This is a genomic window from Mangrovicoccus sp. HB161399 (genome assembly GCF_013184745.1).
Classification (GTDB): Bacteria; Pseudomonadota; Alphaproteobacteria; order Rhodobacterales; family Rhodobacteraceae; genus Mangrovicoccus.
In genome coordinates, this window is record NZ_JAATVU010000055.1 from 1 (window position 1) to 22,822 (window position 22,822).

Annotated in this window: 21 protein-coding genes and 3 tRNA genes; 13 read left to right on the forward strand and 11 right to left on the reverse strand. The window is 69.1% G+C overall.

The features are described from left to right. Positions 1-94: 94 nt before the first annotated feature. Positions 95-853: a hypothetical protein gene (locus tag HCC78_RS23300; RefSeq protein ID WP_172331190.1), complete on the reverse strand. Its 759-nt coding sequence runs from the start codon at positions 851-853 to the stop codon at positions 95-97. Between the two features lie 393 nt (positions 854-1,246). On the opposite strand from HCC78_RS23300, the gene HCC78_RS23305 reads away from it, so the two are divergent. The 3 genes from HCC78_RS23305 to HCC78_RS23315 all read left to right on the forward strand — a co-directional run bounded on the left by HCC78_RS23305 (position 1,247) and on the right by HCC78_RS23315 (position 6,790). After that, positions 1,247-4,867: a vitamin B12-dependent ribonucleotide reductase gene (locus HCC78_RS23305; protein WP_172331191.1), complete on the forward strand. Its 3,621-nt coding sequence runs from the start codon at positions 1,247-1,249 to the stop codon at positions 4,865-4,867. Positions 4,868-5,321: 454 nt separating this feature from the next. After that, positions 5,322-5,888 carry a (d)CMP kinase gene (locus tag HCC78_RS23310; protein WP_216671271.1) on the forward strand — a complete coding sequence of 189 codons (567 nt, stop codon included), beginning with the start codon at positions 5,322-5,324 and terminating at the stop codon, positions 5,886-5,888. A 35-nt stretch (positions 5,889-5,923) separates the two neighbouring features. After that, positions 5,924-6,790: a 50S ribosomal protein L11 methyltransferase gene (locus tag HCC78_RS23315; RefSeq protein ID WP_172331193.1), complete on the forward strand. Its 867-nt coding sequence runs from the start codon at positions 5,924-5,926 to the stop codon at positions 6,788-6,790. A gap of 86 nt (positions 6,791-6,876) precedes the next feature. On the opposite strand, the gene HCC78_RS33260 is transcribed toward HCC78_RS23315, so the two are convergent. After that, on the reverse strand, positions 6,877-7,080 hold the full coding sequence (locus HCC78_RS33260) for a DUF1127 domain-containing protein (protein WP_216671272.1): 204 nt from the start codon (positions 7,078-7,080) through the stop codon (positions 6,877-6,879). 326 nt (positions 7,081-7,406) lie between these two features. Between HCC78_RS33260 and ruvC the strand changes: the two genes are divergently transcribed. From ruvC to ruvB, 3 genes are read left to right on the forward strand one after another with little or no spacing between them, the layout of a single operon-like run. After that, positions 7,407-7,913 (forward strand): crossover junction endodeoxyribonuclease RuvC, encoded by a 507-nt coding sequence (ruvC, locus tag HCC78_RS23325; RefSeq protein ID WP_172331194.1) that lies wholly within the window; start codon positions 7,407-7,409, stop codon positions 7,911-7,913. Beyond that, positions 7,910-8,593: a Holliday junction branch migration protein RuvA gene (gene ruvA / locus HCC78_RS23330; RefSeq protein ID WP_172331195.1), complete on the forward strand. Its 684-nt coding sequence runs from the start codon at positions 7,910-7,912 to the stop codon at positions 8,591-8,593. The genes ruvC and ruvA overlap by 4 nt, the downstream gene beginning before the upstream one ends. 3 nt (positions 8,594-8,596) lie before the next feature. After that, positions 8,597-9,619, forward strand: coding sequence for a Holliday junction branch migration DNA helicase RuvB (ruvB, locus tag HCC78_RS23335; RefSeq protein ID WP_172331196.1), 1,023 nt, complete (start codon positions 8,597-8,599; stop codon positions 9,617-9,619). A gap of 492 nt (positions 9,620-10,111) precedes the next feature. Here the strand turns inward: ruvB and HCC78_RS23340 are convergent, their stop codons facing one another. After that, positions 10,112-10,462, reverse strand: coding sequence for a hypothetical protein (locus HCC78_RS23340; RefSeq protein WP_172331197.1), 351 nt, complete (start codon positions 10,460-10,462; stop codon positions 10,112-10,114). A 128-nt stretch (positions 10,463-10,590) separates the two neighbouring features. On the opposite strand from HCC78_RS23340, the gene HCC78_RS23345 reads away from it, so the two are divergent. The 7 genes from HCC78_RS23345 to tolB all read left to right on the forward strand — a co-directional run bounded on the left by HCC78_RS23345 (position 10,591) and on the right by tolB (position 16,260). Continuing rightward, complete coding sequence (locus HCC78_RS23345; protein ID WP_216671273.1) at positions 10,591-11,355, forward strand: DUF4336 domain-containing protein; 765 nt, start codon at positions 10,591-10,593, stop codon at positions 11,353-11,355. 24 nt (positions 11,356-11,379) lie between these two features. Beyond that, positions 11,380-12,003, forward strand: a complete 624-nt coding sequence (locus tag HCC78_RS23350) for a hypothetical protein (protein WP_172331221.1) — start codon at positions 11,380-11,382, stop codon at positions 12,001-12,003. Continuing rightward, positions 12,000-12,395: a tol-pal system-associated acyl-CoA thioesterase gene (gene ybgC / locus HCC78_RS23355; RefSeq protein WP_172331198.1), complete on the forward strand. Its 396-nt coding sequence runs from the start codon at positions 12,000-12,002 to the stop codon at positions 12,393-12,395. Before HCC78_RS23350 ends, ybgC begins: the two co-directional genes overlap by 4 nt. Before the next feature lie 223 nt (positions 12,396-12,618). Continuing rightward, positions 12,619-13,290 carry a protein TolQ gene (gene tolQ, locus HCC78_RS23360; protein ID WP_172331199.1) on the forward strand — a complete coding sequence of 224 codons (672 nt, stop codon included), beginning with the start codon at positions 12,619-12,621 and terminating at the stop codon, positions 13,288-13,290. After that, positions 13,287-13,760 (forward strand): protein TolR, encoded by a 474-nt coding sequence (gene tolR, locus HCC78_RS23365; protein WP_371743916.1) that lies wholly within the window; start codon positions 13,287-13,289, stop codon positions 13,758-13,760. Before tolQ ends, tolR begins: the two co-directional genes overlap by 4 nt. Before the next feature lie 5 nt (positions 13,761-13,765). Beyond that, positions 13,766-14,926, forward strand: a complete 1,161-nt coding sequence (locus tag HCC78_RS23370; protein ID WP_172331200.1) for a hypothetical protein — start codon at positions 13,766-13,768, stop codon at positions 14,924-14,926. Further along, a complete protein-coding gene (gene tolB, locus HCC78_RS23375) occupies positions 14,923-16,260 on the forward strand; it encodes a Tol-Pal system beta propeller repeat protein TolB (RefSeq protein WP_172331201.1) in 1,338 nt (445 codons plus the stop codon). The genes HCC78_RS23370 and tolB overlap by 4 nt, the downstream gene beginning before the upstream one ends. A gap of 100 nt (positions 16,261-16,360) precedes the next feature. On the opposite strand, the gene HCC78_RS23380 is transcribed toward tolB, so the two are convergent. The 8 genes from HCC78_RS23380 to HCC78_RS23415 all read right to left on the reverse strand — a co-directional run bounded on the left by HCC78_RS23380 (position 16,361) and on the right by HCC78_RS23415 (position 22,622). Beyond that, positions 16,361-16,435: transfer RNA gene (locus HCC78_RS23380), tRNA-Glu, on the reverse strand. Positions 16,436-16,459: 24 nt separating this feature from the next. After that, positions 16,460-16,534, reverse strand: a tRNA-Glu gene (locus HCC78_RS23385). A gap of 25 nt (positions 16,535-16,559) precedes the next feature. After that, positions 16,560-16,634: transfer RNA gene (locus HCC78_RS23390), tRNA-Glu, on the reverse strand. Positions 16,635-16,709: 75 nt separating this feature from the next. Next, positions 16,710-18,452 carry a single-stranded-DNA-specific exonuclease RecJ gene (gene recJ / locus HCC78_RS23395; protein ID WP_172331202.1) on the reverse strand — a complete coding sequence of 581 codons (1,743 nt, stop codon included), beginning with the start codon at positions 18,450-18,452 and terminating at the stop codon, positions 16,710-16,712. Between the two features lie 104 nt (positions 18,453-18,556). Next, positions 18,557-19,528 (reverse strand): class II fructose-bisphosphatase, encoded by a 972-nt coding sequence (gene glpX, locus HCC78_RS23400; RefSeq protein WP_172331203.1) that lies wholly within the window; start codon positions 19,526-19,528, stop codon positions 18,557-18,559. A 52-nt stretch (positions 19,529-19,580) separates the two neighbouring features. Next, positions 19,581-20,867: a homoserine dehydrogenase gene (locus tag HCC78_RS23405; RefSeq protein ID WP_172331204.1), complete on the reverse strand. Its 1,287-nt coding sequence runs from the start codon at positions 20,865-20,867 to the stop codon at positions 19,581-19,583. Between the two features lie 112 nt (positions 20,868-20,979). Then, positions 20,980-21,297 (reverse strand): hypothetical protein, encoded by a 318-nt coding sequence (locus tag HCC78_RS23410; RefSeq protein ID WP_172331205.1) that lies wholly within the window; start codon positions 21,295-21,297, stop codon positions 20,980-20,982. Between the two features lie 113 nt (positions 21,298-21,410). After that, entirely contained in the window at positions 21,411-22,622 is a 1,212-nt protein-coding gene (locus HCC78_RS23415; RefSeq protein WP_172331206.1) for a flagellin, read from the reverse strand. Positions 22,623-22,822 lie beyond the last annotated feature (200 nt).

Sequence of the window (22,822 nt, forward strand, 5' to 3'; positions counted from 1 at the left end):
AGAGGATCGTGGCGCTTCCGTGACGAACTTGTCCCATAGGGCATCCTTCCATTCCTTCGAAAGGATCACACCATCAAACCGTGGGATCAAACACCTAGTCTGCGCGGGCCGCGCGGCGGCGCAGCAGGGCGGCCATCGCCAGGGCGGAGGCCAGCGCCGCGCCTGCCGGGAGCGCCGGGACGACGGCGGGATCGCTGTTCTCGCTGTCGCCGGCGACCTGGGTCTGCGGAACGGTCGAGGTGCCGCCGCCGCCCGTGCTGCCGCCGGTCTTGCTGCCCGAGTTCGAGCCCGAGCCCGTCCCGCCGCCGAATAGCCCGCCGGGGGTGAACAGGTCGAACGGGTCGCTGCGGCCGCGCTGGCCGTCGGGGCGGTCCACCTGGTGCGAGCCGTAATGCCAGCTGTCGTCCTGCCACGGCGCGACCGGGGCGAGCAGGTCGAAATCCGCGGCAGAGGCCAGACGCGTGACGGCGACCGGGTCGGCGGGCGGATCGACCGGCAGGAGCCGGGCGAGCGCATCGGGGTCCTCGCTGCTGCAGACGGTCGCGCGCGTGCCGAGATAGGACTGCCATTCGTCCTCGCTCGCCGGGCGGCCGAGAATCTCCCGGTCGTAGGTTTCGCGGTCCAGAAGGTCGGCGCAGGGCTGCTCGATGCACAGCGGCGGCGGCCGCGTGCCCTTGAACCCTTCGCGGTACGCGGTCTCGAGATCGGCCTCCATGATGCAGGTCTTGCCAAGGAAATCATGGAAATAGGGCACGCTTCCCGCGCGGGCGGCGCCCGGAGCGGTGGCCAGGGCCAGCAGGCAGCCGGCAAGCATGAGAGAAGCGCCGCGCGAGGCGCGGCCGAGACGTGCCAAGGCGTATCTCCTTCCTTTGGCAGGATCGATTCCGGGGGGACTCCGTGGGGCTATCTACCGCATTTCATGGGCTCGTACACGGATTCTGAACAGACTAAGTAAATTTGTTAAGACCCATGCGGGGAATCGCATCTTGGGGGGTCAACAGAAAAAACCGCAAGAACTTGTGATTTCTTCGTTGACCGGTGCGGAGGTTCTACGCTTACTTGTGGGTGCGCGGTACACCTGCACTAGATGTGGTGATCGCCGGACATCGGGGGACAATGCGCTGCTCAACATCTTGTGGTCCTGCCAGGCCATGAGCGGGCGTCTTTGCCTCCGCCGCAAGCGACCAGGCGGCTAACGGCCCTCCGGGGCCCCGCGCAACCCGAGAGACGACCTGCAGAGGCCCCCATGAAGATTGAGCGCAAGTTCACGACCGAAGCTGCTGACGCCTACGACCGCCTGGACTTCTCCCTGACCTCTTCAGAAATACGGAATCCCGACGGCACCACCGTCTTCCGTTTGGACGAGGTCGAGGTGCCCGCGGGATGGAGCCAGGTCGCCTCGGACGTGCTGGCGCAGAAATACTTCCGCAAGGCGGGCGTCGCCGCGAAGCTCAAGCGCGTGCCGGAGAAGAACGTGCCGGAATGGCTGTGGCGCTCGGTTCCCGACCGCCAGGCGCTGGCCCAGCTGCCCGAGGAAGAGCGCTACGGCGGCGAGACCTCGGCACGGCAGGTCTTCGACCGTCTGGCAGGGGCCTGGACCTATTGGGGCTGGAAGGGCGGATACTTCTCTTCCGAAGGGGACGCCCGCGCCTATTTCGACGAGATGCGGCTGATGCTCGCCCGCCAGATGGCGGCGCCGAACTCGCCGCAATGGTTCAACACCGGCCTGCACTGGGCCTATGGCATCGACGGCCCGTCCCAGGGCCATTACTACGTCGATCCCTTCACCCGGAAGATGGTGAAGTCGAAATCGGCCTACGAACATCCGCAGCCCCATGCCTGCTTCATCCAGTCCGTCAGCGACGACCTGGTGAACGAGGGCGGCATCATGGACCTCTGGGTCCGCGAGGCGCGCCTCTTCAAGTACGGCTCGGGGACGGGCACGAACTTTTCAAGCCTCCGGGCCGAGGGCGAAGCCCTCTCCGGCGGCGGCAAGAGCTCCGGTCTGATGGGTTTCCTGAAGATCGGCGATCGGGCAGCGGGCGCGATCAAGTCGGGCGGCACGACCCGGCGCGCGGCCAAGATGGTGATCTGCGACGCGGACCACCCGGATATCGAGGACTTCATCAACTGGAAGGTGAAGGAAGAGCAAAAGGTCGCGAGCCTGGTGGCAGGCTCGAAGATGCACGAGACGCATCTCAACCAGATCTTCGCCGGGATTGCCCAATGGGACGGCAGCATCGCAGATGCGACCGACCCGGCGAAGAACGACGCCCTGAAGAAGGCGATCCGCGCCGCCAAGAAGGCGATGATCCCCGAAGCCTATGTCAACCGCGTGCTCCAGTATGCACGGCAGGGCTACACGGCCATCGAATTCCCCACCTATGACACCGACTGGGACAGCGAGGCCTATCTGTCTGTCTCGGGCCAGAATTCCAACAACTCGGTGCGCGTGACCGATGCCTTCCTCAGGGCCGTCCGCGAGGACGGCGACTGGGCGCTCCTGCGCCGCACCGACGGCAAGGTCGCGAAAACGCTGAAGGCGCGCGACCTGTGGGAGCAGATCGGCCATGCCGCCTGGGCCTGCGCCGATCCGGGCATCCAGTACCATGACACGGTCAATGCCTGGCACACCTGCCCCGAGGACGGCGAGATCCGCGGATCGAACCCGTGCTCGGAATACATGTTCCTCGACGACACGGCCTGCAACCTCGCCTCGCTGAACCTGCTGACCTTCCTCCGGGACGGCCGCTTCGAGGCGCAGGACTTCATGCATGCCGCGCGGCTCTGGACGGTGACGCTGGAGATCAGCGTGATGATGGCGCAGTTCCCCTCCGAGGAAATCGCCCGCCGCTCCTACGAATTCCGCACGCTGGGCTTGGGCTACGCCAATATCGGCGGTCTGCTGATGACCATGGGCCACGGCTACGACAGCGACGAGGGCCGCGCGATCTGCGGCGCCATCACCGCGATCATGACCGGCGTTGCCTATGCGACCTCGGCCGAGATGGCTTCCGAACTCGGGGCCTTCCCGGGCTACGAGAAGAACGCCAGGCACATGCTGCGGGTGATCCGCAACCACAGCCTTGCCGCCCAGGGCGCCGAGATCGGCTATGAGGGGCTGGCGGTGAAGCCGGTGCCGCTCGACCGCAAGAACTGCCCGGATCAGGACCTGCCGCATCTCGCGGCGGCGGCCTGGGACGAGGCGCTGCGTCTGGGCCAGCTCCACGGCTACCGCAACGCACAGGCCACGGTAATCGCGCCGACCGGCACGATCGGGCTGGTGATGGATTGCGACACCACCGGCATCGAGCCCGACTTCGCGCTGGCGAAGTTCAAGAAGCTCGCGGGCGGCGGCTATTTCAAGATCATCAACCGCTCGGTGCCGAAGGCGCTGGAAAAGCTCGGCTACACGCCTGCGCAGATCGAGGAGATCGCCGGCTATGCCGTCGGCCACGGCACGCTGGGCAATGCGCCGGGGATCAACCACACGGCGCTGATCGGCCACGGCTTCGGCAAGGCGGAGATCGGCAAGATCGAGAAGGCGCTGAACTCGGCCTTCGACATCCGCTTCGTCTTCAACCAGTGGACGCTCGGCGAGGAATTCTGCACCGAGGTGCTGGGCATCCCGGCGAAGAAGATGGCGGATCCCACCTTCGACATGCTGGTGCATCTGGGCTTCACCAAGCGGCAGATCGAGGCGGCCAACGACCATGTCGTCGGCACCATGACGCTGGAAGGCGCGCCGCATCTGAAGCCGGAGCATCTGCCGGTGTTCGACTGCGCCAATGCCTGCGGGCGGAAGGGGCGGCGGTTCCTGTCGGTCGACAGCCACATCACCATGATGGCGGCGGCGCAGAGCTTCATCTCGGGGGCGATCTCCAAGACGATCAACATGCCCAACGACGCCACGATCGAGGATTGCCAGCGCGCCTACGAACTCAGCTGGTCGCTGGGCGTGAAAGCCAACGCGCTCTACCGCGACGGCTCGAAGCTCAGCCAGCCGCTGGCGGCCTCGCTGGTAGAAGACGATGACGAGGCGGCCGAGGTGCTGGAGACCGGCACGCCGCAGGAAAAGGCCGCGGTGCTGGCCGAGAAGATCGTCGAGAAGATCGTCATCAAGGAGGTCAAGGCGGGCCGGGCCAAGCTGCCCGAGCGGCGCAAGGGCTATACCCAGAAGGCGATCATCGGCGGCCACAAGGTCTATCTGCGCACCGGCGAATACCGCGACGGGTCCCTGGGCGAGATCTTCATAGACATGCACAAGGAAGGCGCGGGCTTCCGGGCGATGATGAACAACTTCGCCATCGCCGTGTCCGTAGGCCTGCAATACGGCGTGCCGCTGGAGGAATTCGTCGAGGCCTTCACCTTCACCCGCTTCGAGCCCGCCGGCATGGTGCAGGGCAACGACTCCATCAAGAACGCGACCTCGATCCTCGACTACATCTTCCGCGAACTGGCGGTCAGCTATCTCGACCGCACCGACCTGGCCCATGTCCAGCCCGAGGGCACCAGCTTCGACACGCTGGGCGGCGGGGTGGAGGAAAGCGCCTCGAACCTGCGCCCGGTGGGCGAGAGCGCGGCATCGAAATCGCTGCAGGTGCTCAAGCAGATCAGTTCCTCGGGCTATCTGAGAAACCGGCTGCCGCAGGACCTGGTGACGGGGGACGGGCTGGGCTTCGAGACGGTGTTCGACCTGCATGCCACCACCGCGATCGCCGAGCCGGTGGCGATGGATGCGCGGGCGAAGGCCAAGATGCAGGGCTACGAGGGCGATCCCTGCGGCGAATGCGGAAACTACACGCTGGTGCGCAACGGCACCTGCATGAAGTGCAACACCTGCGGCGGCACCTCGGGCTGCAGCTGACGGAACGCGCTCCGGGCCGCGCCCGGGGCAAGACGGCTACCGGGGGCGGCCCGCCTGTCCCCGGCACGGTCCAGGTCGCAGGCAAGACAACCATCATCGAGCAGCAAACGACCGGAACCTGGAAAGTGCGACTGGCCTCCGCCCCGGCGGGGGCCGCTTTTATTCCGGCCGCCGCCGCAGCGGCCGCGCGATGCACCGGAGAGGGCAGGGGACCGCGGCCGGGAATCATCGGCGGCCCCCCGCGTGCCTGCCGCCGCGGCTCCGGCGGGGGCGTTCCTGCTTCGTCCCGGGGGCGGCTTCCGGCACTGCCTGACATTGCGGCAGTGCAGCAAAGATTCGGCCCCAAACCGACCGGCGCGCTTGGCAACGCGAAGCGTCATGTTTTATTCATATGGCAGACAAGTTTCGGTATTTATCGACTCGCGGGGTAGCGATGCGGCACGAGACATGGCCTGTGGAACGTCAGGGACACCGGGTCCATATCTTCGGACCCAGCGGGTCGGGCACCTCGACGCTCGGTCGCGCCGTCGCAGACGCTCTGGCCTCGCAGCATTTCGATACCGACGACTTCTACTGGCTCCCCACCGACCCGCCCTTCACCCGCAAGCGCCCCGTCGACGAGCGGCTCGCCCTGATGGAGGCGATCTTCCTGCCTCGGCGCGACTGGGTGCTGTCGGGGTCGGTCGAAAGCTGGGGCATGCCGATCGCGCCGCGGGTGACCATGGCGGTGCACCTGTCGCTGGAACCCGAGATCCGCCGCTCGCGGCTGGAACGGCGCGAGGCGCTGCGCTGCAATTGCGGGCGCGGCTGGGGGCAGCCATTCTGCGCGCCCTGCACGGCCTTCCTGTGCTGGGCCGACCGCTATGAGGCGGGAGACCGCCCGGGGCGCAACCTGAAGGACGACACCGCCTGGGCGAGGGCGCTCGACTGTCCGCTGCTGCTGCTCGACAGCGCGCGGCCGCCCCAGGAGCTGCTGCAATCCGTTCTCGACAGGCTTGACCAGATCGCGGCGCTCGCCTAGGGCCGGGGCTTCGACCCCGACAGCCCGAGGATGCCATGCCGACCTGGACCGCCCTGACCACGCTTGCCGACCGCGACATGGCGGAGGCTCTTGCCGAACGTCTCGAGGATCTCGAGCCCGAACCCCACGGCGTCGGCGCCTTCGAGATGGAGGACGGCTCCGGCCTCTGGGAGATCGGCGGCTACTTCACGGAAGCGCCCGACGAGGTCGCGCTGGCGCTGCTGGCGGCCGCGCATGGGGCGAAGCCCTTCACCGTGTCCGAGCTGCCCGAGACCGACTGGGTCGCCAAGGTCCGCCGCGAGCTGGCCCCGGTCGAGGCCGGGCGGTTCTGGCTCTATGGCAGCCATGACGCCGATACGGTCCCGGCGGAGAAGGTCTCGCTGCTGATCGAGGCGGCCATGGCCTTCGGCACCGGCCATCACGGCACAACGCAGGGCTGTCTCGTCGCCTTCGACCGGCTGCTGAACAACGGGCTGCAGCCCGGCCCGGTGGCCGATGTCGGCTGCGGCACCGCCGTGCTGGCCATGGCGGCGGCGAAGGTCTGGGACATCGTGCCGGTGGCCAGCGACATCGACCCGGTCGCGGTCGAGGTGGCCGTGGCCAATGCCGGGGCGAACGGGCTTGCCGGCCGCATCCACGCGGTCGAGGCGACCGGATTCGGCCATCCGGACCTGGCGGGGCCGTTCCGGCTGATCTTCGCCAACATCCTGAAGGGCCCGCTGATCGACCTGGCGCCTGACATGGGCAAGGCGGCGGAAGCGGGCGGGGCGATCATCCTCTCGGGCCTGCTGAACGACCAGGCGGACGAGGTGAAGGCGGCCTACGAGGCGGCGGGCTTCGCGCTCGACGACCACCTGGTCATAGGCGACTGGTCGACCCTGACGATGATCCGCGCCGCCTGAGGCGCGGGTCCCGCAGGCATCCCCCGGACACGAGAAAGCCCCGGACCGTCAGGCCGGGGCTTTTTGCATCCGCAGGGCGGGAAGGCTCACTTGTGCGAGAAGCTCATGTAGCGGATGTCGTAGCGGGAGATGCCCAGGTCGTCGAGTTCGCGGTCGTCGAGCGCGTAGAGTTCGCTGCGGGCTTTCTCGTTTTCGCGCCACTGGCGGAACGCGTCCATGCCGCGGACGATCAGGGCGAAGAGGGCGCTGCCGGTCTGGTGGCGGGGTGCATTGGTGTGGAAGACGGCCATTGTCTGGCTCCTTTGCCGGGTCGGCTCGAGTGTTGGGAGGGCACGGCTCTGTCGCCGTTCGAGGAGGCAGATAAGACAGCACTGCTGCCGGAACAACCGCCATCGCCTCATATCCCCTCTGCGCATGCTGCATAGGTGGCCGGCAAATCTAAACCACTGTAAAGACGTAGTTAATATTCCCCGGCGGCATGTCGTGTACGGCCTCCGGAATGCCGGTTCCGGCCGCTGCAGCAGGGAAGCGCGCCGAATTGCATTGCCGGATGTTCCCTTTTCGTGCTAACCCCTTGCGAAACACCGGAAACAAGAACGGGCAGGGCGGGCAGGCCATGCGGATCATCGGCATCGACCCGGGCCTGCAAAGGCTCGGCTGGGGCGTCATCGAGGCCCACGGATCGCGGCTGCGCCATGTCGGCAACGGCGTGCTGCGCTCGGGCGACGGGCCGCTGGGCGTCCGGCTCGCGCGGCTTTTCCACGAACTGACCGAGATCGTCGGCCGCTTCGCCCCGGACGGGGCGGCAGTGGAGGCGACCTTCGTCAACAAGGACGCGGCCGGCACGCTGAAGCTGGGCCAGGCGCGCGGCGTCGCCATGCTGGTCCCGGCTCTGGCCGGGCTGGATGTCGGCGAGTATGCTCCGAACGCGGTGAAGAAGGCCGTGGTGGGCGTGGGACATGCGGAGAAGCACCAGGTGGAACACATGATCCGGCTGCAATTCCCGGGGGTGACCCTGGCAAATGCCGACGCGACCGACGCGCTGGCCATCGCGCTGTGCCATCTGCGGCACAGCCAGGCCAGCCACAGGCTGAGCGCGGCGATCCTGAGGGCGAAGGGATGATCGGGCGGCTTTCGGGACAGCTGGTCTACCGCGCCACGGACCACGTGATGATCGACGTCCAGGGCGTGGGCTACCTGGTCTATTGCGCCGAGCGGACGCTCGCGGGACTGCCTGCGCCGGGCGAGATGGTCTCGCTCTATACCGACATGCTGGTGCGAGAGGATCTGCTGCAGCTCTTCGGATTCCGCACCCTGGCCGAGAAGGAATGGTACCGGCTGCTGTGCACCGTGCAGGGGGTGGGCGCCAAGGCGGCGCTGGCGATCCTGTCCTCGCTGGGGCCGGACGGCACGGGGCGGGCGATCACCCTGGGCGATGCCAACGCGATCCGCGCCGCGCAGGGCGTCGGCCCCAAGCTGGCGCAGCGCATCGTGATGGAGCTGAAGGACAAGGCAGCCAACGTGCTCGCCATGTCCACGCCGATTGCCGCCGCGCCGGCGCTGCGCCGCGCCGCGCCGCAGGCCGCCGCGGAGCCGGTCGACCTGGTCGAGGAGATGCCGGAGCCGCTGCCCGAACCGGTCGCGGACAACCGCCAGTCGGATGCGATCTCGGCGCTGGTCAACCTGGGCTATTCGATGTCCGAAGCCGCCACGGCGGTCGCCCGCGCCGCCCAGGACGCGCCCGAGGCGGACACGGCGCAGCTTATCCGCGCCGGGCTCAAGTCGCTCGCGCCGAAGGGATAAGCGATGAGCGATCCCGTCCAGATGACGCCGGAGGAACTGCCGGAGGACCGCGACCGGGCGCTCAGGCCGCGGCAGCTGGAGAATTTCATCGGCCAGGCCGAGGCGCGGCGCAACCTGGCCGTCTTCATCCAGTCCGCCCGCCAGCGCGCCGAAGCCATGGACCACACGCTGTTCCACGGCCCGCCCGGCCTGGGCAAGACCACGCTGGCGCAGATCGTCTCGAACGAGCTGGGCGTCGGCTTCCGCATGACCTCCGGCCCGGTGCTGGCCAAGGCCGGCGATCTCGCCGCGATCCTGACCAATCTCGAGTCCCGCGACGTGCTCTTCATCGACGAGATCCACCGGCTGAACCCGGCGGTCGAGGAGGTGCTCTACCCGGCGATGGAGGATTACGAGCTTGACCTCGTGATCGGCGAGGGGCCGGCAGCGCGCACCGTGCGGATCGAGCTGCAGCCCTTCACCCTGATCGGCGCGACCACGCGGCTGGGGCTGCTGACCACGCCCCTGCGCGACCGCTTCGGCATCCCGGTGCGGCTGCAATTCTACACGGTCGAGGAACTGACCCTGATCGTCGCCCGCGGCGCGCGGCTGCTCAAGGTGCCCTGCGACCCGGACGGCGCAGTCGAGATTGCCCGCCGCGCCCGCGGCACGCCACGGATCGCCGGGCGGCTGCTGCGCCGGGTGGTGGATTTCGCGCTGGTCGAGGGCGACGGGCGGATCACCCGCACGCTGGCCGACGGCGCGCTGACGCGGCTGGGGGTCGACAATCTGGGGCTCGACACCGCCGACCGGCGCTATCTTCTGCTTCTGGCCGAGGCCTATGGCGGCGGTCCGGTGGGGATCGACACGATCGCCGCGGCCCTGTCGGAAAGCCGCGATGCGCTGGAAGAGGTGATCGAGCCCTTCCTGCTGCAGCAAGGCATGATCCAGCGCACGCCGCGGGGCCGGATGCTGGCGCGGGCCGCCTGGGACCATCTCGGTCTGGCCGTGCCGCGGCCGCCGGACCAGGGCAGCCTCTTCGAATAGGCGTGCATCTTCCGGCAGCCGCGGCCCAAGCAGCGCATCCGGGAATGCCGGGGGAGGACCGGTCCGGCGATGACCGCATGCGCCGGTGCCATGCATGGGCGCTGTCAGCGGAGGCTTCCGGATTGCAGCAGGACTGCCGCCACCCTCGATTTGCGGTCGGGCGGGCCGGAGCGCGGGCGCAACCCGCGGCTGCCGCCTCGCGATGTCCTCGCGCTGATCCGCCGGGAAGGCAGCGTTGCGGCTGGCCGAGCGGCGGTGCGGCTCATCCGCGGGCAGGCTCTGTGCGGCTGCGGCGCGATCGTCTCCGGTGGCAGGACGCAAGCGCGTGCCGAGCGAGCCGCCCGCTTCCAACTGCGCGCCCTATCCAGCCGGGTTATTGCCGGACGGGGAAAGCCCGGGGCTTGCCGGGCGTGGCGGCCTTTGGGCGGAGGCTCTCAGCCCCGGTCATGCCGCCGGAGCGGGCCGTCGCCGTGCCCGGCGGTACCAGCCGCGTCAGTTCGGGGTCGAGGCCAGCCGCTCCAGTTCGGCGATGCGGATTTCCTGGCGGTCGCGGAAGGAGGGCCAGCTTTCGCAGAGCGCCGCGTAGCGGTCGGAATGGCGGCGTTGCTCGTCCCGCAAGGCGGCGAGGTTGCGCTGCAGCACCGCCCGGTAGGCGGGGGCGGCCGCCTCGGCCTCGGCGGCTAGCGCGGCGACGCGGATGGCGATGCTTTCCACCAGCTCGCGGGCCTGCCACTGCTCCGAGCGCCGCCTTTCGAGGCAGACGCGCGCGCCTTCCAGGGCATGACCCAGGGCCATCGTATCCGGCACGACCGGGTCGCTTTCGGGCAGGCGCGTCTGGATCATGGCGGAACTCCTGGCTGGCATGCTGCCAGTTCTTGCCCAGAGGTCTTGGCAAAGGGTAAAAATGGGGCAATCGGGCAGGGTTTCCGTCCGGTCGTGGTAACTGCTTTGCAAACAGGAGCTTGTCCCCGGTGGCGGAACGCCTTGTCCCCTATGAGCCGCTCGGCGTGCCGAAGCTGCTGGCGCCGGATCTCTGGGTCGTCGACGGGCCGGAAATCGCCATGCGGTACGGTCCCGGGAGCCTTCCCTTCACCACGCGGATGACGGTGATCCGGCTCGGGGCGAAGCTGGTCCTGCATTCGCCGGTGGCGCTGCGGCCGGGTCTGGCCGAGGCGGTCAGCGCGCTTGGAGAACCCGCCTGGATCCTCGCGCCGAACCGGCTGCACTGGGTGCATCTGCGCGAATGGCAGGACGCCTTTCCGCAGGCGGCGACGCTGGCCGCGCCCGGGCTGGAAGGGCCGCAGGCCGAGGGCCGTTTCCGGATCGACCGGGTGCTGGGCGCGGCGCCGGTCGGCTGGCGCGGGCAGCTGGAGCTGGTGCTGGTGCCGGGCGGCTTCATGACCGAGGCGGTGCTGTTCCACCGCGGCTCCGGCACGGCGGTGGTGACCGACCTGGTGGAAAATTTCGAGCCGTCGCGGATCCGCAGCCGGATGCTGAGGCTGCTGATGCGGGCGGGCGGCGTGATGGAGCCCGGGGGCGGCACGCCGCGCGACGTGATCCTGACCTTCCTGCCGCGGCGGCGACAGGCGCGGGCGGCGGCGGAACGGATCCTCGCCTGGCCGGCGCAGCGCATCGTGCTGGCCCATGGAAGGATCATCGAGGAGGACGCGCGGGCGCATCTGGCCCGCGCGCTCGGCTGGACCGGCGCGCGGGCCTTGCATCCGGGCGGGGGCTGACGCAGAACCCGGCCCATGACCGCGATGACGCCCGATGACGTGACCCGCCTCTTCACCCGTTCCGACGGAAGCTATCTCTGCGCGCGCTGGGGACGGCCGCTGGCGCCGATCGTCTTCGGCGTCGAGGACGCGACCCTGCCGACGATCAAGGGGGCGCTGGAGGCGGTGGCGCAGCTTGCCGGGCTGGAGATGGCGGAGACCGACCCGGAGCTGGGCGCCAACCTGATGATGTTCTTCTTCCGCGGCTGGGAGGAACTGCTGGCGGTGCCCGATCTCGACCGGCTGGTGCCGGATCTGGCGGCGCTGGTCGCGCGGCTGTCCGAGACGGGGGCGAACCAGTACCGGGTGTTCCGCTTCGATGCGGGCGGCGCGATCCGCGCCTGCTTTGCCTTCGTGCGCATGGATGCGGCCATGGCCGATCTGCCTGCCGAAGTGCTGGCGCTGGGGCAGGCGGTGCAGGCGGCGCTGCTGTGGTCGGACACGGCCTTTGCAGCGGAGAGCCCGCTGGCGCTGCTGCCGGACGGGCGGCCGGTGCTGCGGCCCGAGATCGCGCTGGTGCTGAGGGCTGCCTACGACCCGGTGCTGCCGGCGGCGGCGCAGGATCCCGCCCATGCGCTGCGGCTGTTCGCCCGGGCGGCGCGGGGATGAGCGCGCCGCATGTCTTCGAGACCGAGGTGTTCTACGAGGACACCGACATGGGCGGGATCGTCTATCACGCCAACTACCTGAAATTCATCGAGCGCGCGCGCAGCGCCTTCGTGCGCGGGCTGGGGGTGGACCAGCTGGCGCTGCGGGATGCAGGCACGGTCTTCGTCGTCCGCCGGGTCGCGGCGGAGTTCCTCAGGCCCGCCCGCTTCGAGGAGCGGCTCGAGGTCCGGACGGCGGCGGTGTCGGCGACCGGCGTGCGGATGGTGCTGTCGCAGGAGGTGCGGCGGGGCGCGGATCTGCTGTTCCGCGCCGAGGTGGAACTGGTCTGCATGGGAGCCTCGGGGCGGCCGCAGAGGCTGCCTGCCGGGCTGGCCGCGGCCCTGGCGGGCTGACCGGGGCCGGACCCGGCCGCCGTTGCGCGCCGCGCCGCCGCCTTCCGCGGTCCGGCCAGCTGCGACCGGCGCGGGCGTGCGGCGGGGCAGGCGCTTTCCCGCCGAGATCTGCGTCCGGCGCATGCGGGACTGACAGCGATGTCATTTCCCTTTCCCTGAATTTGAACTAGACTCCCCGCCAAATTCCGAGCGGCCGAAGCCGCCGAGTGACACAGGCAGATCAATGGATCACGACTTTTCGCTACTGGCGCTCTTCTGGCGCGCCTCGCCGACCGTGCAGGTCGTCATGCTGCTCCTGCTCGCGGCATCGGTCTGGGGCTGGACGGTGTTCTTCCAGAAGATCGCCGCCTTCCGCCTTGCCCGGCGCCGACTCTCGGCCTTCGAGGACCGGTTCTGGTCGGGCGACCCGCTGGACGAGCTCTATGACCGCGTTTCGGAGCGCCCGTCCTCGGCGCCCGAGCGCATCTTCGTCGCGGGCTTTGCCGAATGGCAGCGTTCGATCCGCAAGGACGGGCGCATCGCGCCGGGCGTGGCCTCGCGCATCGACCGCTCGATGGATGTCGCCATCGGCCGCGAGGCGGACGTGCTGACGCGCGGCCTGACCTTCCTGGCCACGGTGGGGTCGACCGCGCCCTTCGTCGGTCTCTTCGGAACGGTCTGGGGGATCAAGGAAAGCTTCCAGAACATCGCCGCGGAGGGCAATACCAGCCTCGCCATCGTCGCGCCGGGCATCGCCGAGGCGCTGATGGCGACCGGCATGGGCCTGCTGGCGGCGATTCCGGCGGTGATCTTCTACAACAAGCTGTCCACCGACAGCGCGCGGATCATCGCGGGCTGGGAGGCCTTCTCCGACGAGTTCTCGACGCTGCTGAGCCGGGAGGTCGCGGGCGGATGACCCCGATGCGCAATTCCGGCGGCGGCGGTGCCCGGGGAAACCGGCGCCGCCGGTCGCATTCGCGTGCCCTGCCGATGTCGGAGATCAACGTCACGCCCTTCGTCGACGTGATGCTGGTGCTGCTGGTCGTCTTCATGGTGGCCGCGCCGCTGCTGACGGTCGGCGTGCCGGTCGAGCTGCCCGAGACGGCGGCCGAGCCCCTGCCGATGCCCGAGGAAGAGCCGCTGACCATCACGATCAAGACGGATGGCGCACTGTCGATCCAGAACACCGCGATCGACCGCGACCAGCTGATCCCGCGTCTTTCGGCGATTGCCGAGGAACGCACCGACCGGCAGCTGTTCCTGCGCGCCGACCAGGGGATTTCCTATGGCGAGGTGATGCAGGTGATGGGCGCGCTGAACGCGGCCGGGTTCAACCGGATCGGCATGGTCACCGAGGATGACGGCCCGACTCTCGGAGGGAAATAGCGCCGGTGCGCCTGCTCCCCCGTTTCTCCTGGCTTAGGCGGCTCTGGAAGAGGCCGATCGGCAAGTCGCTGGCGCTGCATGTCGCGGTTCTGCTGTTGGCCGTGTTCGGCCTGCCGCATATCAGCCGCGCGCCGGAGACGATCTCCGCGGTGCAGGTGACGCTGGTCGGCCCCTCGGATGCCCCCGAGATCTCGGCGGCGGCTCCGGCCGCGCCGAAGCCCGCGCCCAAGGCGCCGGACCCCAAGCCCGAACCGCCCGCCGCAAAGGCGCAGCCGCCCGCGCCGCCGGTCAATGCCGCGATCGGCCCGGAAGATGCCGCGCCCGAACCGGGCGAGGTGCCGGATCTGCCCGCGACCCCGCCGCCGCCGGTCAAGCGCGTGACGCCGACCCCGTCCCCCGAGACGCCTCTGCCGGAGGCGCCGGCGCCGGTGCCGCCGGTGGCCGCCGTGCCAGCGCCCGCACCGGCCGAGCCGACCCCTGTCGAGCCGCCTGCGGCACCCGAGGAATCCTCGCCCCAGGTCGTGACCGAGGCGGTGGAGACCGAGGACGTGCCGACCCCGGTCGCGCCGACCTCGCCGCGCCCGGCACCGCGCCCCGAGCGCAAGGCGCCGCCGCCCGCGCCGGTCAGGGAGGCCGAGGCCACGCCGGAGCCCGAGCCTGCACCCGCGCCGAAGAAGGAAGAGCCGAAGCCCGCGCCCGAACCGGAGCCCGCGCCCGCAGCGGAACCGGAGCCCGAACCGGAGCCCGAGCCCGCGCCGTCCGACCCGATCGCCGACGCCATTGCCGAGGCGCTGACCGAGGCGCAGACGACGCCCGCGCCGCAGGCGCAGCCGCAGAGCGGGCTGCCGATGACCGGCGCGGAGCGCGATGCGCTGCGCGTGGCCGTGTCGCAATGCTGGAACTTCAATGCGCTCTCGACCGAAGCGGCGAATGTGACCGTCACGGTCGCCTTCGAGATGACCCCGGACGGCAAGCCGGTGCAGTCCTCGCTGCGCATGGCCGATTATTCCGGAGGCACGAAAGCGGCGGCCGAGAACGCATATGAGGCGGCAAGGCGTGCTATCCTGAGCTGCCAGGGGTCGGGCTATCCGTTGCCGGTGGACAAATACGACCAGTGGCGTCAGACCGAACTTGTCTTCAACCCCGAAAGGATGCGCCTCCGATGAGACGCTTCACGTCTGTCTGCATCGCCGCGCTCTGCCTTGCGGCTCCGGCCTTCACTCCCGCCCTGGCGCAGAGCGCGCCGGGCGGGCCGCTCCGGATCGAGATCACCGACGGGGTGATCGAGCCGGTGCCGATCGCGCTGTCGGACTTCGTCACCCAGAGCATGCAGGGCCAGTCGATGGTCCAGGACATGCTGGGCGTGATCCGCAACGACCTGGAGGGCACCGGGCTGTTCCGCACGATCAGCCGCGACGCCTTCATCTCGCCGGTCACGAATTTCGACAGTCCGGTCGCCTTCGCCGACTGGAAGACGATCAACGCCCAGGCGCTGGTCACCGGCGAGCTGGACTATACCGACAGCGGCATCACCGTGAAGTTCCGCCTGTTCGACATCTTCTCCGAGCAGCAGCTGGGGGAGGGCCTGCAGTTCCAGGGCAAGCCCGACGGCTGGCGGCGGATCGCGCACAAGGTCGCGGACGCGATCTACAGCCGGATCACCGGCGAAGGCCCGTATTTCGACAGCCGCGTGGTCTTCGTCGCCGAGACCGGGCCGAAGGATGCCCGCGTCAAGCGGCTGGCGGTCATGGACCAGGACGGCGCCAACGTGAAGTACCTGACCGACGGTCGCGACCTGGTGCTGGCGCCGCGGATTTCGCCGGACAACAACCGGGTGCTCTACACGTCCTATTCCTCGGGCTTCCCGCATATCTACGAGATGAACCTGAACTCGCTGAGCGTCACTGCAATCGACGACCAGCCCGGTTCCATGACCTTCTCGCCGCGCTATTCGCATGACGGCAAGTCGGTCCTGTTCTCCTTCGAGCAGGGCGGCAATACCGACCTCTACAAGCTGGACCTCTCCACGAAGGCGCGCAGCCGCCTGACCGACGCCGCCTCGATCGAGACGGCGCCCAGCTTCTCGCCGGACGGCAGGCAGATCGTGTTCGAAAGCGACCGCTCCGGCGCGCCGCAGCTCTATGTCATGCCGGCCTCGGGCGGGGAGCCCAAGCGGATCAGCTTCGGCGCGGGCAAGTACGGCACGCCGGTCTGGTCGCCCAAGGGCGACTACATCGCCTTCACCAAGCAGAACCAGGGCCGGTTCCATATCGGCGTGATGCGTCCCGACGGCTCGGAAGAGCGCCTGCTGACGGCGGCCTTCCTCGACGAGGCGCCGACCTGGTCGCCGAACGGCCGCGTGCTGATGTTCACCCGCGAGACCCCCGGATCGGGCGGGGCGGCGCAGATCTACTCGGTCGACATCACCGGACGGAACCTGCAGCGGGTGCCGACCCAGGGATCGGCCTCCGACCCGGCCTGGTCGGCGCTGATGAAATGACGATGGGGGCCCTGCCGGGAGGCGGGGCCTTTTGCGTTCCGGAGGTACGCAGACTGCGCCGGCCGGTTGCAATCGGCGGTTTCCGGGTTTCGGGAGGAAGTGGCAGTCCGTAGGGGAATCGAACCCCTCTTTCCAGGTTGAAAACCTGGCGTCCTAACCGATAGACGAACGGACCGCGGTGTGGCGGCGGGCACAGGAATGGCAGTCCGTAGGGGAATCGAACCCCTCTTTCCAGGTTGAAAACCTGGCGTCCTAACCGATAGACGAACGGACCGCAGCCTGGCGGCAGCGCCCGCAAGTGGCAGTCCGTAGGGGAATCGAACCCCTCTTTCCAGGTTGAAAACCTGGCGTCCTAACCGATAGACGAACGGACCGCGCTTGCGTGAGGGGCTATTTAGAAAAACCGCTTGGCCATGGCAACAGGAAACCTGTGGATATCTGGCGATTTTTCAGCCTGCCGCAGCGTCCTCCAGCCGGAGCTGGACCGTGGTGCGGCCGTTCCAGGTGTTGAGGTCGAGGCGGCCCGCAAGATGCGCGGTCATGCCCTGCCTTTCGCAGACGAAGCGGCCGAGATCGGTGTCGAAGGCGCCGAAGGCGATGCCGTCGATCCGGGTCGAGCCGTCGGTGGCCGTGACGCGCAGGTGGCCCTCGCCGACCTGCCGCGCGGTCTGGATGCGCACCGAGGGGAAGGCGAAGCGCGGGGCTGGGGCGCCGGCGCCGAAGGGGCCTGCCGCCTCGATCGCGCCGACCAGGTCCACGGTGGCGCCCGCGGGCATCAGCACGCCGTCCAGCGTCAGGTCCTTCGGTCCCAGCTCGGCCGCGCCCTGGCGCGCCAGCGCCTCGGAGATCGCGGCCATGGCCTCCGCCAGCTTGCCTTCCTCGACCGTGAGGCCGGCCGCCATCTTGTGGCCGCCGCCCTTGACCAGCAGCCCGTCGATCGCCGCGCGCTGCACGGCGGAGCCGAGGTCGATGCCCGACACGGAGCGGCCGGAGCCCTTGCCGATGCCGTCCTCCAGCCCGATCACGATGGAGGGGCGGTTGGTCGCCTCCTTCATCCGGCTCGCCACGATGCCGACCACGCCGGGATGCCAGCCCTGTCCGGCCGCCCAGACCAGCGGCGCGTCGAAGCCGCGTTCCTCGGCCTGCGCCATGGCCTGGGCGCGGACCTTGGCCTCGATTTCGCGGCGCTCGCGGTTGAGGTCCTCGAGCCGCGCGGCCAGCCCTGCGGCCTCCTGCGGGTCGTCGGTGGCCAGGAGCCGCGCCCCCAGGTCGGCGCGGCCGACCCGGCCGCCGGCATTGACCCGCGGCCCCAGCACGAAGCCCAGATGGTAGGAGGTCGGCGCGCCGTCGAGCCGCGCGCTGTCCGACAGCGCGACGATGCCCGCGGTCTCGCGCCGCGCCATCACGGCCAGGCCCTGCATGACGAAGGCGCGGTTGACTCCGATCAGCGGCGCCACGTCCGCCACCGTGCCGAGCGCCACGAGGTCGAGGAAGGCCATCAGGTTCGGTCCGGTCCTGCCCTGCTCGCGCAGCTGGCGATTGGCCTCGACCAGCGTCAGGAAGACAACGCCCGCGGCGCAGAGATGGGCGAGATCGCCGCTCTCGTCCTGGCGGTTGGGATTCACCACTGCCAGCGCGCGGGGCAGGGTCTCGCCGCCGAGGTGGTGGTCGAGCACGACGACATCGACCGTCGCGGCTTCCAGCGCCTCGTGGCTGAGCGTGCCGCAATCGACGCAGAAGATCGCGTCATGGCCCGCCGACAGCTCCGACATGGCCGGTGCGTTGGGCCCGTAGCCCTCGTCGATCCGGTCGGGGACATAGAGCGTCGCGGCAATGCCGAAATGGCGCAGCCAGCGGATCATCAGCGCCGCGGAGGTGCCGCCGTCGACATCGTAATCGGCGAAGACCGCGACGCGCTCGCCCTTGAGCGCGGCCTCCACCAGGCGGGCGGCGGCCTTCTCCATGTCCTTCAGCACGCGCGGATCGGGCAGCAGGTCGCGCAGCCGCGGCGACAGGAAGCCCTCGGCCTCGGGCGCAGTCACGCCGCGGCGGGCGAGGATCTGGCAGACTGCCTCGGGCTGGCCGGTCATCTGCGCGAGGCCCTCGGCGGCGCGCATCCGCTCCGCATCCGGTCCGATCCAGCGCCGTCCCGTTGCCGAGGCCGTGACCCCCAGAAATGCCGTGCCCGTCATGTCATCCGTCCTTCGCTGCGAGGGGCCGGGATACTCCCGCAGCGCCGAAAGGAAAAGCCCCGGCCGCCAGGGGCGCCGGGGCTCCGGTCAGATTTTCCCGGAGATCAGGAGAACTGGACTGGGTTGCGGTAGAACATCCGCCGCACCGAACCGGTCTTCGACCGCATCAGGATCGTCTCGGTGGTGAAGAAGCCCGGCTCGCGCTTGATGCCCGAGACCAGCGAGCCGTCGGTCACGCCGGTGGCGGCAAAGATCACGTCCTCGGTCACCAGCTCGTCGCGGTCGTAGATCTTGTCGAAATCGGCGACGCCCGCCTTGGTCGCGCGGCCGCGCTCGTCGTCGTTGCGGAACAGCAGCTTGCCCCAGAACTGGCCGCCCATGCATTTCAGCGCCGACGCCGCCAGAACGCCTTCCGGCGCGCCGCCCGAGCCCATGTAGATGTCGATGCCGGTCTTGTAGGTCTCGGCGCAGTGGATCACGCCCGCGACGTCGCCATCGGTGATCAGGCGGATCGAGGCGCCGGTGGAGCGCAGCTGGTCGATCAGGTCGTCGTGGCGCGGACGCTCCAGCACGCAGCAGGAGATGTCCGGGGTGTCGACGCCCTTGGCCTTGGCCAGCGCCTTGATGCGCTCGACCGGGGTCATCTCCAGGCTGACGACGTCCTTGTCGTAGCCCGGGCCGATCGCCAGCTTTTCCATGTAGACGTCGGGGGCGTGCAGCATCGAGCCGCGCGGACCCATGGCGATCACGGTCAGAGCGTTCGGCATGTCCTTGGCAGTCAGGGTCGTGCCCTCGAGCGGGTCGAGCGCGATGTCCACCGCCGGGCCGTTGCCGGTGCCGACTTCCTCGCCGATGTACAGCATCGGCGCCTCGTCGCGCTCGCCTTCGCCGATCACGACGACGCCGTTGATCTCCAGCATGTTGAGCTGCGTGCGCATGGCGTTGACCGCAGCCTGGTCGGCGGCCTTCTCGTCGCCGCGGCCGATCAGCTTGGCCGAGGCCAGCGCGGCGGCCTCGGAAACACGCGCGAGGCCGAGCGACAGCATGCGGTCATTGAAATCAACTGGGGTGGCCATCTACGCACTCCTTAACTTGTCTGCTTTCGGCGCGCCGTCCCGGCGCGGCCCTTCAGAGACGCTCGATGCGGATCGCCACCGGTTCGCCCGCCAGGACGCCCGTTGCGGGCATCTGCGAGAGGGCGGCGTCGAGATCCGCGCGAGTCGTCCTGTGCGTGACAATAAGGACAGGTGCCTTGGACTCCGCGTGGCCATACTGACGCATCCGGTCGATCGAGATGCCGTTGTTGCCCAGGATCGTCGCGATCTTGGCCAGCGCGCCCGGCTTGTCGTCCAGGATGAAGCGCAGGTAGTAGGGCGCGGGCGTCGCCGAGACCGCGGGCGGCAGGTCCACCAGATTGGCGGCCGGCTGGCCGAAGGTCGGCAGGCGCAGCCCGCGCGCGATGTCCATCACGTCCGACATGACGGCCGAGGCGGTCGGGCCTTCGCCCGCGCCCGCACCCTGCAGCACGATCCGGCCCGACGCGTCGCCCTCGATCACCACCATGTTGGTGGCGTTCTCCAGCTGGCCCAGCGGCGAATTGGCGGGAACGAGGCAGGGGGTCATGCGCTGCTCCAGCCCGCGGCCGGTCATCTGGGCGACGCCCAGCAGCTTGACGCGGTAGCCCATGTCTGCGGCGCGGTTGATGTCCTCGATGGTGATCCGCTCGATGCCTTCGAGATGGACGCCCCCGAAATTCACCTTCGCGCCGAAGGCGATGGCGGCGAGGATGGCCAGCTTGTGCCCGGCATCGATGCCGCCGACATCAAGCGTCGGATCGGCCTCGAGATAGCCCAGTTTCGCCGCCTCGGCGAAGACCTCGTCGTAGCTGAGCCCGGCCGACTGCATCCGCGTCAGGATGTAGTTGCAGGTCCCGTTCATCACGCCGAGCACCCGCTCGATGCCGTTGGCGGCCAGCGCCTCGGTCAGGGCCTTGATCGCGGGAATGGCGCCGGCGACGCCGGCCTCGTAGCGCAGGCAGCCGCCGGTGCGGTCGGCGAGCTCGGCCAGCTCCTGGCCGTGCAGCGCCATCATCGCCTTGTTGGCGGTGACGACGTCCTTGCCCGCTTCAAGTGCCGCTCGGGTCGCGTCCAGCGGCGCGCCCTCGGAGCCGCCCATCAGTTCGACGAAGACATCGACATCCGCCCGCGTGGCCAGCGCGACGGGATCGGTTTCCCAGGCATAGGCGGAGAGGCCGACGCCGCGGTCGCGGCCGGGATCGCGGGCACAGACGGCGGAGATCTCCACCGGCCGTCCGGCGCGGGCGGCCAGCAGGCCGGCTTTCTCCTGGACGATCTTGACGACGCCGCGGCCGACGGTGCCAAGTCCGGCAATTCCCAGGCGCAGTGGTTCGGACATGGCGGTCTCCTTGGTTCGTCGCATCGGCCGGCGCCCCCATAGCGGCTTCGCCGGGACTGCGCAACGGGGGGACCTGACGCTGGGCCCGGCGCCGGAGCGGCGCGGATGGCGGTCAGTCGCGGGCGCGCAACTCCTCGGCGCGGCTGCGCAGCTCCTCGGCGCGGCCGAGCATGCCCGCGGTGCCGTCGGCTCCCCCGAGCGCGCCGCTGCGCTGCGCGAGCGCGGCATTGCGCGCGTCGAGTTCGGTCGCGGTGGCGGCGGGATCGGAGGCACCGGTTGCGTCCATGCCGGGGAGGCCGGCCAGCGGCAGGAGCTGCGGCGTCGTTCCGGACCGGGTGCCCAGTTCCTCGGCGCCGCGGTATTCGGCGGGAACGCAGCCGGCGAGGGCTGCAAGCAGCGGAAGGAGGAGGAGACGGGAGGGGCAGGGCAAGGGCGTATCTCCGGCGGGCACGGAACCTGCCTAGCGGAAGACGCGGGCCGGAGCCAGCGGCGCGCGCGCGAAAGGCGCGCCGGGAACCGGCGCGCCTCGGGGATCGGCGGAGATCAGCGGAAGAGCGACAGGACGTTCTGCGGCGCCTGGTTGGCGATGGAGAGCGCCTGGATGCCCAGCTGCTGCTGCACCTGCAGCGCCTGCAGCTTGGCAGAGGCCTCCTCCATGTCCGCATCGACCAGCGATCCGATGCCCGCGCGCATCGAGTCCGTCAGCTTGGAGACGAAGGTCGACTGGGTCTCGATCTGGTTGCCGACGGAGCCGAAGACGGCCGCGGCGTCGATCGCGGTGGAGATCAGCGATTCCATCGTGATCAGCTGCGCCGCCAGCGTGCCGGCATTGGTCGCGTCGATCGTCGAGAGCGCAGCCAGCCCGCCGGACCCGTCATCGCCGAACTGGCCGGTCACCGTGAGGTCGACGGACCCCGAATTGGTGAAGGTCAGCTGGCCCGGCACGGCGCTGTCATAGGCGATGCTCAGCCCGGAGATGTTGAAGGACTCGATCTGCGCCTTGAGGTTGGTGGCAATGATGTCCTCGGGCGTGTTGCCCACCGCGATGTCGTTGGCCGAGACGGTGTAGCTGGCGTTGTAGCCCGCGATGTTGATCGAGATGCTCTCGCCCGCAGAGTAGGTCGGGTTGCCGATCACCACGGAGTCGGTGCCGCCGCCGTTGTCGAGCGACATGACGAACGTGTCGCCGGCCGCCGAGACGACGGTGTTGGTGCCGCCGGAGAAGACCGATTTCGCGGTGTAGCCGCCGGAGCCGAGGTTCTGGCCGGCCACGGTGATGTAGTTCGCGGTCACCGCCCCGGTCGAGTCGCGGTCGATCGAGGAGAGAACGTTGGTCGTGGTGGTGGTGCCGTCGACCAGGTTCAGCCCGTTGAACTGCGCGGCGCTGACCACCGAGGTGATCTGGTTCTTCAGCGCGTCGACATCGTTGTTCAGCTTGGTGCGGTCGACGTTTTCGCCCTGGGCGGCGACGATCTTCGCCTTGATCTCGCCCAGCAGTTCCTGGATCGTCTCGGACGCGGTCTGGGCCACGGCGACGGTGGACTCGCCCAGAGACAGGCTGTCCGAAATCGCGCGGAAGCCGTTCACGTCGGATTCCATCACCTTGGAAATGGCCCAGATGGCCGAGTTGTCCTTGGCGTTGGAAATGTCTTTGCCGGTGGAGATTTCGCTCTGGACCTTTTCCAGGCCCATGTTGATGGTCTTGAGCGTTTGCAGCGCCACCATGGCGCTGGTATTGGTCAAAATACTGGACATCTGCCCACGGTTCCCTTCTTTGGCGCAGTTCGGCGCCGACATAAATTCGAGGTCCTTTCGAACCCTGTGTGCAGTCATTCTGATCTTGCGATCCGCTTTCCGCGGCCGCGCCGTCCTTTCGGAACGCAGGGGCAGATAATCGGCGAATGACTAAGGAACGAATAATGGCTAACGGGGACCCGCGGGGTCCGGCGGTCGGG